Annotated in this window: 7 protein-coding genes; 5 read left to right on the top strand and 2 right to left on the bottom strand. The window is 46.6% G+C overall.

The window, feature by feature from the left end; all coding sequences use genetic code 11:
- Nucleotides 1-92: 92 nt before the first annotated feature.
- Both BSHG_RS15860 and BSHG_RS15865 read right to left on the bottom strand, forming a co-directional pair.
- Nucleotides 93-1,907, bottom strand: a complete 1,815-nt coding sequence (locus BSHG_RS15860; RefSeq protein WP_005784059.1) for a glycoside hydrolase family 2 protein — start codon at nt 1,905-1,907, stop codon at nt 93-95.
- A gap of 102 nt (nt 1,908-2,009) precedes the next feature.
- A complete protein-coding gene (locus tag BSHG_RS15865) occupies nt 2,010-3,116 on the bottom strand; it encodes a family 43 glycosylhydrolase (protein ID WP_008658065.1) in 1,107 nt (368 codons plus the stop codon).
- 277 nt (nt 3,117-3,393) lie between these two features.
- Between BSHG_RS15865 and BSHG_RS15870 the strand changes: the two genes are divergently transcribed.
- The 5 genes from BSHG_RS15870 to BSHG_RS15890 all read left to right on the top strand — a co-directional run bounded on the left by BSHG_RS15870 (nt 3,394) and on the right by BSHG_RS15890 (nt 13,456).
- Nucleotides 3,394-5,457 carry a beta-L-arabinofuranosidase domain-containing protein gene (locus tag BSHG_RS15870; RefSeq protein WP_008658064.1) on the top strand — a complete coding sequence of 688 codons (2,064 nt, stop codon included), beginning with the start codon at nt 3,394-3,396 and terminating at the stop codon, nt 5,455-5,457.
- Nucleotides 5,458-5,495: 38 nt separating this feature from the next.
- Complete coding sequence (locus tag BSHG_RS15875) at nt 5,496-7,532, top strand: beta-L-arabinofuranosidase domain-containing protein (RefSeq protein ID WP_008658063.1); 2,037 nt, start codon at nt 5,496-5,498, stop codon at nt 7,530-7,532.
- Nucleotides 7,533-7,648: 116 nt separating this feature from the next.
- Nucleotides 7,649-9,433: a glycoside hydrolase family 2 protein gene (locus BSHG_RS15880; RefSeq protein ID WP_014298185.1), complete on the top strand. Its 1,785-nt coding sequence runs from the start codon at nt 7,649-7,651 to the stop codon at nt 9,431-9,433.
- 215 nt (nt 9,434-9,648) lie between these two features.
- Nucleotides 9,649-10,815, top strand: a complete 1,167-nt coding sequence (locus tag BSHG_RS15885) for a glycoside hydrolase family 76 protein (protein WP_008658061.1) — start codon at nt 9,649-9,651, stop codon at nt 10,813-10,815.
- Between the two features lie 142 nt (nt 10,816-10,957).
- Nucleotides 10,958-13,456, top strand: a complete 2,499-nt coding sequence (locus tag BSHG_RS15890) for a glycoside hydrolase family 3 C-terminal domain-containing protein (RefSeq protein ID WP_008658060.1) — start codon at nt 10,958-10,960, stop codon at nt 13,454-13,456.
- Nucleotides 13,457-13,533: the final 77 nt, after the last annotated feature.

The raw sequence follows: 13,533 nt of genomic DNA, 5'->3' as shown, positions 1-13,533 counted from the left end.
TTTATTTATTAGTATGTTTCAATCTAAATAGTATCCTTCAACAATCTTTACCTTAATCAAAAACCTGTGTACCTATCGACACCCTACTCTAATCACTTATTTAAAGAATTGCATATCTTTGTATTGATAGCTTTCACCTGAGCTTCATTCACCTTAATCACTTTACGGTCGTATGTCATCAGTCCGTTCACCTCCATTTCTACATCCGTAGTCTGTGTATAGACAGCAGCTGAGAAACCTCTTGAAATCAACCGATACAGTTCATTGCCGTATTCAACGTATTGTTTAGTTACTTCTTCGGGTGAATTGAACTTCACGTATCCCCAGTTGTGGTTCGGTTCCCAAAGATGTTCATTCAGTGCCAGGCCGATGCCGCCATATTCACCCAACACGGTAGCACGTCCGGCATCGTAGAAGTCAAGTGACGGATTGGGATAATGATGCAGGTCAAGAATATCACCGCAAGGGAAGTGATTGCCGCCACTTGCCGGGTTCACCAGGCGTGAAGGATCATACTTCTTTGTCCATGTCGCGATATCTTCAGTCTTGAACTGTCCCCAACGCTCGTTAAACGGAACCCATACACCGATACAAGGATAGTTGTACAGATAATCCATGATTTCCTTCCACTCTTTGCGATAGATCTGTTCCGACTCCTCGCTACGATTCAGTTCATTGCCGGTGAAGTAGTTGTACATCTGCCACTCCGGTTCACGGTCGCCGTTCGGCATATCCTGCCATACGATGATACCCAGTTTATCACAGTGTGTATACCAACGTGCCGGTTCCACCTTCACGTGTTTACGGATCATGTTAAATCCGAAGTCTTTGGTTTTCTGAATATCATAAACCAACGCTTCGTCTGTCGGAGCTGTATACAGTCCGTCGGGCCACCATCCTTGATCGAGAGGACCGAACTGGAACACATCTTCATTGTTCAGCTGCAAACGTACAATTCCGTCCTTGTCACGGCGGGTAGAGTATTTGCGCATAGCTGTATAGCTATCTACTTTATCGGTCACTTTACCATTGCTCAATAGGGCAATCTGCATAGAATAAAGAGTCGGAGAAGCAGGACTCCACAGTTTGGCATCAGCAGGCATCTGAATGTCAATAGTCTGGCCGTTCAATCCTTTTCCGGTAGCAACCAGCTGTTTACCATCGAAGACCTTTACTTCGACAACTTCCGAAGGACAGCTGGTACTGGTAGTAACGTCCACTGTGAGTTTCTTACGGTCGATGTCCGAAGTCGTACGAACATTAGTAATATGACGTTCGGCCACAGGCTCCATCCAGACAGTTTGCCAGATACCGGTAACAGCCGTATACCAGATGCCTTCCGGACGGTTTACCTGTTTGCCACGAGGCTGAGGTCCGCGATCTGTCGGGTCCCATACCTTCACAACAAGTTTATTGTCTCCTTTAGTAGCCAAAGCAGCCGTAATATCGAGTGAAAAAGGAGTAAATCCTCCGGTGTGTTGTCCCACCTTAATGTCATTGACCCAAATATCAGCTTTCCAGTCTACAGCACCGAAGTTCAGCATCACTTTTTTACCTTTCCAGGAAGCGGGTACTGTGAAAGTACGCTGATACCAAAGTTCTTTGTCGGGGCCGACTTTCTTACCAACACCCGAAAGGCTGGACTCTATGGCAAAAGGAACCAGAATCTGACCTTCGTAAGCTGAAGGAGCAGCTCCTTTCTCGGTGATGGCATAATTCCACAAACCATTCAGGTTCTTCCACTCTCCCCGTTCCATCACCGGACGTGGATACTCGGGCAATACATTTTCAGGATTCACCTGCTCAGCCCACTTTGTCTTGATTTTGTCTCCTGCCGGTTTCCATTGTGCAAAAGCGGAAGTAGCTATCGACGCTGTCAGAACTGCAATTAAAATGCTCTTTTTCATTGTCTTCAAATTATGTTTAACCTATTAATGATGCAATACGATCCCCGGGACAGGTAGGCGGCTACCTGTCAGACTAAGGAAAAAATGTTCTAAATGACTATTTTATTTCAAAAGAGTACCCGAAGGTTTCGGCAAGGTAACCCCTGCACGAACCGGAATCCCCAAATCGGGCATTCCATGGGCATCCCATCCTATTTTTTGTATTCGCGGATTACGGGTTTCAGGACTCCCAGTGTCTCCATTGGTCACCTGACGGGCATGGTAAATCATATACCATTCAGTCCCATCGGGCGAGGGAACAAAGGAGAGTCCACCCGGACCATAAACTTCATTCTCCAACGATTGCTGAAATACCGGAACCGAACTCTTTGTCCAGGAAGCCGGATCTAACAAATCACTCTCGGCATCGGCAGTCAACATCCCGACACAGTAATAGGGTGACCACGAACCGCTGGCAGCGTAATATAGAATCAACGTCTTATTATCTTTCGAATGGAAGAACTGAGGCCCTTCATTCACATAAATGGGGTAAGCCGTACGGCTGCCATCCGGATTGACCCACTGCCGTTCCCATTCATACTCGGGTTTGGATATCAGGACACGGGGTGAATCGAGTGTCCACGGATCTTTCATCCTGGCAATATAGATACATTGAGTTTCGGCATTGGTTCTCCTTTTGGGCCATCCGGACCAGGCCAGATAGCGGACTCCCTTATGTTCGAAAGTGGTGGCCTGTATCCCCCAATTCCATTCGGGATTGGTTATGATACTTCCTTTCATTTCGAACTTTCCCTCCATCGGGTCGGGTGAAGAGTTTTCAAGTACGTACAACTGGTGATTATCCGTATTGCCGTCGTCGGCTGCATAATATATATACCATTTATCATTGATATAGTGAATCTCCGGTGCCCAGAGATGACAACTGTTGGATGGATCCTGAGGCTTCCACACTATCTTGCAAACCGCATGAGCCATATCAGTGATATCGGACGTTTCCCAAAGCATGATCTTATCTTCCGTTCCATGGGTATAATAATACTTACCATTATGGAAAAGAGCACTCGGATCGGCCCCTTCCGGAAACAAAGGATTTACATATGTATCCTTTGCCGCACTTACCGACTCCTGTTTCTGTCCGCCGCTCTTGTTGCCACAACCGGCGCAGAAGAATAAGGTAGTAATAAATAGCAGGTAGATCTTTGTTTTCATAGCTTTCTGTTATTAAGATGCTACAAAGAAAAAACATTTTCGTTGAATAAAGGGATAAATACTGCTCAATAAACAAAAGAATCTGTTCTTTTTATACTTCTAATATTCACATAACCCGCATTTCGCATCGTATTGGTCAGTAATTGCTATTTATTGAATAGTTTGTGTCGCACATTTCATACAGAATTCACAAACTTTGTAGCATGATATCAGATGAAGCTACTGATTTGTATTGAAATAACCCCTAAATAATAACCATAAGTAAAAACACCCAAACATGAAAAAGATGAAAAGTCTGAAAGGAGGCTTGGCCGGAATCCTATTTACAGCCGGATTACTGGCAGCATCGTGTACTTCCGATCAATCATCGTCGGCAGTAACCATCGTGAACCGCCCCGACTGTACACAAACCAACGTAAACTATGTAGGAAACCGCTTGCCACTGAAACCGATGAATTTCATTAAACTGCCCGTCGGAAGTATTCAGCCCGAAGGATGGTTGAAGAAATATCTCGAATTACAGAAAGACGGTCTGACCGGTCACCTGAATGAGATCAGTGCATGGCTGGGCAAAGAGAATAATGCCTGGCTGACCAAAGGAGGAGATCACGGATGGGAAGAAGTCCCCTATTGGCTGAAAGGATACGGAAACCTGGCTTATATATTAAAGGATCAGAAAATGATTGATGAAGCTAAAGTATGGCTCGAAGGAGCATTCGCCAGCCAACAGCCCGACGGATACTTTGGTCCCATCAACGAGCGGAACGGAAAAAGAGAATTGTGGGCACAGATGATTATGCTCTGGTGTCTGCAATCCTATTATGAATATTCAAATGACCAACGGGTAATCGACCTGATGACCAATTACTTTAAATGGCAGTTAAGTGTACCGGACGAACAATTCCTGGAGGACTATTGGGAAAACAGCCGTGGCGGAGATAACCTGTTAAGCGTATATTGGCTTTATAACCGCACAGGAGATCAATTCTTACTGGAACTGGCTGAGAAGATACACCGGAACACAGCAGACTGGACCCGCCCGTCGGCACTGCCGAACTGGCACAATGTAAACATCGCACAATGTTTCCGCGAGCCGGCTACCTATTATATGATGACAGGAGATTCAGCCATGCTGAAAGCATCTTATAATGTACACAATCTGATACGCCGTACTTTCGGACAAGTACCGGGCGGTATGTTCGGTGCCGACGAAAATGCCCGCATGGGTTCTATCGACCCACGTCAGGGAGTAGAGACCTGCGGATTGGTAGAACAGATGGCTTCCGATGAATTGATGCTTTGTATGACGGGTGATCCGCTTTGGGCAGAACACTGCGAAGAAGTGGCTTTCAACAGTTATCCGGCTGCCGTGATGCCGGATTTCAAAGGATTACGTTACATCACTTGCCCTAACCAGACGGTCAGCGACTCAAAGAATCATCATCCGGGCATCGACAACCGGGGACCTTTCCTGGCAATGAACCCGTTCAGCAGCCGTTGCTGCCAGCATAACCACGCACAGGGATGGCCTTATTATGCCGAGCATCTGATTCTGGCTACTCCGGATAATGGTGTAGCGGCCGCCATGTATGCCGCCTGCAAAGCAACGGTGAAAGTGGGTGACGGAAACGAAATAAGCCTTCACGAGCAGACGAATTATCCTTTCGAGGAAACCATCCGGTTTACGGTAAATACTCCGAAAGCTGTAAGTTTCCCGTTCTATCTGAGAATCCCTTCATGGACAGAGGGTGCAACTATCTTTGTTAACGGCAAAAAAGTAGCGGCTAACCCCGAAGCCGGACAATATGCCTGCATCAATCGCGAATGGAAAGACAATGACCAAGTGGAGATTCAACTGCCGATGCAACTTTCGATGCGTACATGGCAAGTGAACAAAAACAGTGTAAGCGTAGACTACGGTCCGTTGACAATGTCACTGAAAATTGACGAAGATTATGTGAAAAAGGACAGCCGCGCTACGGCTATCGGTGACTCTAAATGGCAGGAAGGCGCTGACGCCAGCCAATGGCCGACATACGAGATCTATGCAAAAACTCCTTGGAACTACGCATTGGTACTCGGTAAGAACGAACCTTTGAAAGACTTTAAAGTAGTACACAAAGAATGGCCGGCTGACAACTTCCCGTTCACGGTCGCAAGTACACCTATCGAGGTAAAAGCTATCGGACGCAAGGTTCCTTCATGGGTTATCGATCAATACGACTTGTGTAGCGAACTTCCTGAAATGGACGCTCCGAAAGGGGAAAAAGAAGAAATCACCCTGATTCCGATGGGATCAGCCAGACTGCGGGTTTCGGCTTTCCCGAACACAAGAGAGTAAAAGATACCCGGTGATAAAGCATTAATCGAAAGACACTCATGAAGAAAAAAAATACATTTACATATCTGCTCATCGGACTGGGCCTCTGCTTCTCTTCCTTGGGAAGCGGGCTCCGGGCCGATACCCCCGAGAACTATACCAACAACCGCTATCCATTGGTACGCAAACCTTTGATGGAACTACCGTTAGGCAGCATTAAGGCAAAAGGATGGTTACAGGAAATGTTGGTAAGGCAGAAAAACGGGGCAACCGGGCAAATGGACAAACTGTATCCGCTGGTGATGGGCGAACGCAACGGCTGGCTCGGCGGCGACGGTGATCAATGGGAAAGAGGACCATACTGGATTGACGGTTTACTTCCTCTGGCATATATCCTGGACGATGCGCAACTGAAAGCTAAAGTGCAACCTTGGATAGAATGGGCTTTAAAAAGTCAGCGGGAAGACGGTTTCTTCGGTCCGGCCAAAGACTATCCCGGAGAGGCCGGCATACAACGGGATAACTCTCACGACTGGTGGCCGCGTATGGTGATGCTGAAAATACTCCAGCAATATTATTCTGCCACGAACGATCAACGGGTCATCCGGTTTATGACCGACTATTTCCGTTATCAACTGAAAACGTTACCGGAAAAGCCGCTCGGCAACTGGACTTTTTGGGCAGAGTTCCGTGCCTGCGATAATCTTCAGGCCGTATACTGGCTCTATAATATCACCGGTGATTCATTCCTACTCGATCTCGGCAAACTGATTCATCAACAAAGTTTCAGCTTTGTAGATATGGTGAACCGGGGAGACCTGAAACGTATCAATACGATTCACTGTGTCAACCTGGCACAAGGTATCAAAGAGCCTGTCATCTATTATCAGCAAGAGCCCGACAAAATGTATCTCGATGCGGTTAAATGTGCTTTTCGTGACATTCGCCAGTTCCACGGACAACCGCAGGGTATGTATGGTGGTGACGAGGCATTGCATGGCAACAATCCGACCCAAGGTTCAGAACTCTGCTCAGCTGTGGAACTGATGTACTCGCTGGAAAAAATGGTAGAGATCACGGGAGATATCGACTTCGCCGACCATCTGGAAAGGATTGCATTCAACGCACTGCCCACCCAGATTTCAGACGATTTTATGACAAAACAATATTTCCAACAAGCCAACCAGGTGATGGTATCACGCCATCGTCGCAATTTCGATCAGGATCACGGAGGAACGGACAACTGTTTCGGGCTGCTGACGGGATATCCTTGTTGTGCATCGAACATGCACCAAGGTTGGCCTAAATTCACCCAAAGCCTCTGGTATGCCACTCCTGACGGCGGACTGGCTGTTACAGCATACGCTCCATCGGAAGTGACGGCCAAAGTAGCGGATGGGTGTACGGTAACTTTCAGTGAAGAAACCTATTATCCGATGGATGACAAAATAAGTTTCACCCTCCAATCGATGGACAAAAAACGGAAAGAAGTAAACTTCGCTCTCCAATTACGTATCCCGAAATGGTGTAGACAAGCCGGAATATCAGTCAACGGACAACTTCTTCAACATGCCGAAGGAGGCCGGATGGCCATTGTCAACCGCAACTGGAAAAAAGGGGACCGGGTGGAACTCCATCTGCCGATGGAAGTCACTGCCAGCACCTGGTATGAAAATTCGGTAACCATTGAACGCGGTCCGTTGGTATTTGCCTTGAAGATGGAAGAAAAATGGGAGAAGAAAGAGTTTGAAGAGCCGTGGTATGGTCCGTATTATTACTCAGTGACTCCTACCGAACCATGGAACTATGGATTGGTTGATTTCAATCGTAACAAAGCGAACGAACATGCCCGTGTAACGATTCATACGGAAAAGCAATCTTCCGTATTCCCCTGGAATAAGGAAAATGCCCCGATAGAAATACGGATGAAAGCAAGATTGGTACCTTCATGGAAACTTTACAACGAAATGGCAGGGCCTCAACCTTATTCTTTCTGTAGCGGAGGCGAAGGGCCGGAAACAGAAATCACCCTGATTCCTTATGGATGCACTACATTAAGAATAACGGAATTTCCGGTAGTGGGAGCCTCCCGATAGAGAGGTGAATAATCACTCCGAACCATTATAATAATAACTCAATATTCATACACAAGTCCTCCTTTCTCTCCTGCCTGCAAGTGGAGGGGAAAGAAGGACTCAAACACACAATTACAATGAAAAAACTTTTAGCAGCAGCAATGCTATTCATGCTAAACAGCTGGTCCTGTTTCAGTGCAGATACTCCGCGAGCGGAGTATCCCCGTCCACAGTTCGAACGGGAACAATGGGTAAACCTGAACGGGACTTGGACATTCGATTTCGATTTTGGTAAATCAGGAAAAGACCGCCGTCTGCAGTCGGCAGAGAAGTTTGATAAGAACATCACTGTACCCTTCTGCCCGGAAAGTAAACTTTCGGGAGTAGGCTATACCGATTTCATCGAACAGATGTGGTATCAACGCAATATTACCATCCCATCGGACTGGAATGAAAAAAAGATATTCCTGAACTTCGGTGCTGTGGATTATTGTGCGGAGATCTACGTCGATGGTAAATTCGTACAACGTCATTTCGGCGGTTCGTCTTCGTTTGCCGTAGATCTGACTCGCTATGTTACCCCCGGAAAGACTCACAATCTGGTGGTATTCGTACAAGATGATCTCCGTTCCGGACTACAAACCGGAGGAAAGCAATGCGGTAACTATTATTCGGGAGGCTGCTCTTATACCCGTACTACCGGTATCTGGCAGACTGTATGGATGGAAGCTGTCTCAGCCGACGGTCTGAAGTCAGTATTCGTACGCCCGGACATCGACCAGAAACAGTTGGTCATCGAACCGGAATTTTATAATGAATCGGCCAACACATTGGAAATCACCTTGAAAGACGGAAATAAAACCGTTGCCAAGAAAAGTGTAAATTGTGCCAACAGTTCGGTAGTAGTTCTGCCGGTGAAGAATATGAAACTGTGGTCGCCGGAAGATCCGTTCTTATACGATCTCGTTTATCAGGTAAAAGATGCCAAAGGTAACGTACTGGACGAAGTGAAATCATACGCCGGTATGCGCAAAGTGCACACAGCCAACGGACGTTTCTATCTGAACAACCAGCCTTACTTCCAACGTCTGGTACTCGATCAGGGATTCTATCCGGAAGGTATCTGGACAGCTCCGAGCGATGAAGATCTGAAGAACGATATCGTATTGGGAAAAGAAGCCGGTTTCAACGGGGCACGTCTTCACCAGAAAGTATTTGAAGAGAGATATTATTACTGGGCCGACAAACTGGGATACATCACCTGGGGAGAATCGGCAAGCTGGATGCTCGATGTAAACAAGGAGCTGGCTGCGCGTAACTTCCTGGGTGAATGGAGCGAAGTAGTGGTTCGTGACCGCAATCATCCCTCACTCGTAACCTGGACTCCTTTCAATGAAACCTGGGGTGGCGGTCCAGATGCTTATGTCCGCCTGGTACGTGACGTATACAACATTACCAAAGCCATCGATCCGACTCGTCCGGTAAACGACGCCAGTGGTGATAACCATGTGATAACAGATATCTGGAGCGTACACAACTACGAGCAGGATCGTGCCAAACTGACTGAACAGCTAAAAATGGAAGAAGGTAAAGAGCCTTACCGCAATGCGCGTGACAAGGACTTCCTGGCCGTTTACGAGGGACAACCTTACATGGTTGACGAATTCGGCGGTATCCCCTGGATGGCAGAGAAAGATCGCAAAAACTCATGGGGATACGGTGGTATGCCTGAAAATGCAGAAGCATTCTACAAGCGTCTGGAAGGTCAGATCGATGCTTTTATCGACTCACCGCATGTGACAGGTTTCTGCTATACTCAGCTGACTGACGTGGAACAGGAGAAAAACGGTATCTACTATTATGACCGTACTCCGAAATTGGATATGAAACGAATCAAAGCTATTTTTGAGAAAATAAAATAAAAGGAGTGCCTCCCTATGAGGGGACATTGCAGAAATCTGTTTACCTGTGATGGGATACTTTCATGAAAGGGAGGCTTTCAACTGTTATCTGCTATTTTATTATTTTGCAAATCAATAGTTGAGTCGTTGTCGGGTGTAGGGTATACAACCGGATAGTGGCCTGTAAAGACCGTACCCCCGACTCAATTACTGATTGCCATTATTTAAATACAAGTATGAGAAAATCATTCATTGCCCTCACCTTCCTGCTCGTTCCGGCTTGTCTGTCAGCACAGTTGGGAGGTAAAATCTACCTTCAGAGAGCCGATTCACTCCTTGAACAAGTGCTGTCTCTTTATGAGGTAAAGAAGTATGGATTGCTGATGGAGACTTATCCACGGAATCCCAAACAACAAATTACATATACAGCCAACACCGGTTCGGAAGTTACTCAACAAGAAGTATCCTTCTTATGGCCTTATTCGGCAATGGTGTCAGGTTGCGTATCGCTTTATAAAACATCCGGCAACAAGAAGTACAAAAAACTGATGGACAAACAGATCAAGCCCGGACTCGACTTGTACTGGGATACCACCCGCCAGCCGGAATGTTATCAGTCTTATCCGGCCTTCGCCGGACAAAACGACCGTTACTATGATGACAACGATTGGGTAGCGATCGACTTTTGCGACTATTATGCCGTGACAAAGAACAAAGAGTACTTAAAGAAAGCCATCGCCCTGCACGACTACATCTACTCCGGGTGGTCGGACGAACTGGGAGGTGGAATCTACTGGTGCGAACAGAAAAAGGAATCAAAGAATACTTGCTCGAACGCACCTGCAACGGTTCTTTGCATGAAGCTCTACAAGTTGACCAAAGATAAAAAATACCTCGACCAGGCAATGGCAACTTACCAGTGGACACGCGATAATTTGCGCGATCCGTCGGATTTTGTCTATTGGGACAACAAGAACCTGCAAGGCAAGATCGGTTATGCCAAATATACGTACAACAGCGGACAGATGATTCAGGCAGGTGTATTGCTCTATCAGGCCACCGGTGACGAACAATACCTGAAAGATGCACAACAAACGGCCAAGGGATCTTACGAGCATTTCCTGAAACCGCAACCAACGGTAAAAGGAGAAATGAAGTTTTTCCCGTCTAGCCCATGGTTCAACGTCATCCTTTTCCGTGGTCTGAAAGCCCTTTACGAAGTTGACAAAAACGATACTTATGTAAAAGCTATGATCGACAATGCAGACTATGCCTGGCAGTACACCCGCGATGAAAACGGGCTGCTGAACAACGACTGGTCGGGCAACCGGAAAGACAAGTTCAAAAGCTTGCTGGAAAATTCCTGCATGATTGAACTGTACTCGGAAATCAGCGAACTCTAATATAGATTTACCACAGAGGACACGGAGTTGTAGCTTACTGTTAAACAAGTCAGCATATCTCAAAGAAGATTTCCTCTCATGCTCTCCGTGCACTTTGTGGTAAATTCACAACAGACCTGCACAAACCAATAATCTTACTAAAATGAAAGCAACTACCTCCTTGGCAACTTCTTGCCGCCGACTCCTGTTATGGGGAGTACTCACCCTTCAATGTCTTTTTAGCACCGCCCAAAAACGATTCACTGCCGATGTGGAACAACAAGCGGAAAAAATACTCTCACAAATGACCCTTGACGAAAAACTGTCTTATATAGGGGGTATCAATTGGATGTATACCCGTCCGCTGGAACGTTTCGGCATCCCCCGACTGAAGATGAGCGATGGCCCACAAGGGCTGGGAACACACGGGCCCTCTACTGCTTATCCGTGTGCGCTGATGCTGGCTGCCACCTGGAACGAACAATTGGCTACGGAATACGGAAGTTCCTTGGGTAAAGATTGCCGCGCACGAGGAGTACATGTCCTTTTAGGTCCTGCAGTCAACATTTACCGTGCTCCGATGTGTGGACGTAATTTCGAATATATGGGAGAAGACCCGTATCTCACTTCACGCATGGCAACCGGATATATAAAAGGCGTACAAGGGCAAGGGGTCATGGCTACCATCAAACACTTTATCGCCAATAACTCGGATTATGATCGTGATCATATCAGTTCGGATATTGATGAACGAACTCTAAACGAAATTTATTTCCCTTCTTTTCGGGCAGCCGTACAAGAAGCCGAAGTAGGTGCAGTGATGTCAAGCTACAATCTGCTGAACGGAATTTATACTACCGAACACCCGTGGCTGCTGAAAGATGTACTAAGACAGCAATGGGGCTTCAAGGGAATCCTAATGTCCGACTGGGGATCGACTCATCATTGCATCCCTGCCGTAAAAGGGGGGCTAGATCTCGAGATGCCTGCCGGAAGCAAGATGCAACCCGAAGAACTGAAGTACTACTTACGAACAGGTGATATCACAATCGAAATGATAGACGAAAAGGTACGCCACATCCTGCAAACTCTCCTTGCTTTCGGATTCCGGGAAACACAGCAGCCGGATACTCATATCCCACTGAACAATCCGCAATGCGCCCAAACCGCTTTGAACGTGGCGAGTGAAGGCTTGGTATTGCTGAAGAATACCAACCAGATCCTTCCGATCCGCTCCGGCAAAGTGAAAACAATCGCTGTAGTAGGTAAAAACGCACAAGGATATGTTTGCGGAGGCGGCAGTGGTGAAGTACATCCGTTCCAATATGTATCCGTATTGGACGGTATACGCAAAGAAGCCGCCGAAAGAGGCATCCGGGTAGAATATCTGGATGTATACGACTATTTACCGACTATTATTTTTACCGATACTGAAAGAAAGCAAAAAGGCTTCCGTGCTCAGTACTTCGATAACATGAATTTAGAAGGCACTCCGAAAGTGGAACAGACTGAGACGAAAATAAACTATTCCTGGTCGGGTGGTACGGGATTAAAAGAGATGCCCAAAGAGCAATTCTCCGTCCGGTGGAATGGAACCATCTGTCCACAGGAAACAGATGAATACCTGTTCACCCTTGGCGGAGACGATGGATACAGACTATATATCGATGGAAAACTCATCGCAGACGAATGGCACGAAGGTGCTTTCCGCAATTCCACTTATCGTTGCATGCTGGAAGCCGGTAAAAAGTATGACCTGAAGATAGAATACTTCCAGAAAGGCGGAGGTGCTGCTGTCAATTTTATATGGAAACAGAAGAATGCCTCAAACAATTTATTCGTTGAAGCACTGAACCGAAACGACCTGGTAGTGGCTTGTATCGGATTCAACTCAGATACGGAAGGAGAAGGACGAGACCGTACCTTCGAACTCCCCGAAGACGAAGCACAATTACTGCAGAATACGCTGCAATCTAAACGTCCCGTAGTAGGTATCGTCAATGCAGGGGGCAATGTAGAGATGCAAAGCTGGGAACCTTCCCTGAAAGGACTACTATGGGCATGGTACGGAGGCCAGGAAGCCGGAACGGCAATCGCACGTACACTCTTCGGGGAGCTCAATCCTTCGGGGAAATTACCTGTCACTTTTGAGAAACGATGGGAAGACAATCCCACTTTTCACAGCTACTACGATCCGGACGGAGACAAGCATGTAGAGTACACCGAAGGTATATTTGTCGGATATCGTGGATACGATAAACTGAAACGGGAAGTACAATATCCATTTGGTTACGGATTGTCGTATACCCGTTTTAAACTTTCGGCACCTACTGTCGGTACTCCGAAAACGGACGGTTCGGTAACAGTCACCTGTAAACTCACCAACACCGGAAGAACGGCAGGCGCAGAAGTCGTACAACTTTATGTATCCAACAAAGATACGACAGTGGAACATCCGGAAAAAGAACTGAAAGGCTTCCGGAAAGTATATCTGGAACCGGGCGAAACAAAGAGTATAGAAATTACTGTTCCGGCAGAAGCATTCTCACATTATGATACGGGTAGCCGGAGACTCGTCATCGACCGGGGTAGCCACGACATCTTGTTAGGATTTTCTTCCCGGGATATCAAAGCAAAGATGTCGGTCGGGATTTCACGTTAAAATAGTCTAAACTTGAGCCGGACGTGTCTCCGTTCGTCCCAAAACGTATTTAATTTGCAATATTGTTAAAACCCAAA

Source organism: Bacteroides sp. 3_2_5 (genome assembly GCF_000159855.2).
Classification (GTDB): Bacteria; Bacteroidota; Bacteroidia; order Bacteroidales; family Bacteroidaceae; genus Bacteroides; species Bacteroides fragilis.
Note: the sequence above shows the minus strand (reverse complement) of the source record. Positions and strands in the feature narration are given on the sequence as shown.

What these genes read in the sequence shown, in the direction of transcription:
- BSHG_RS15860 (WP_005784059.1), bottom strand. Translation starts at nt 1,907, where the DNA reads ATGAAAAAGAGCATTTTAATTGCAGTTCTGACAGCGTCGATAGCTACT.
- BSHG_RS15865 (WP_008658065.1), bottom strand. Translation starts at nt 3,116, where the DNA reads ATGAAAACAAAGATCTACCTGCTATTTATTACTACCTTATTCTTCTGC.
- BSHG_RS15870 (WP_008658064.1), top strand. Translation starts at nt 3,394, where the DNA reads ATGAAAAAGATGAAAAGTCTGAAAGGAGGCTTGGCCGGAATCCTATTT.
- BSHG_RS15875 (WP_008658063.1), top strand. Translation starts at nt 5,496, where the DNA reads ATGAAGAAAAAAAATACATTTACATATCTGCTCATCGGACTGGGCCTC.
- BSHG_RS15880 (WP_014298185.1), top strand. Translation starts at nt 7,649, where the DNA reads ATGAAAAAACTTTTAGCAGCAGCAATGCTATTCATGCTAAACAGCTGG.
- BSHG_RS15885 (WP_008658061.1), top strand. Translation starts at nt 9,649, where the DNA reads ATGAGAAAATCATTCATTGCCCTCACCTTCCTGCTCGTTCCGGCTTGT.
- BSHG_RS15890 (WP_008658060.1), top strand. Translation starts at nt 10,958, where the DNA reads ATGAAAGCAACTACCTCCTTGGCAACTTCTTGCCGCCGACTCCTGTTA.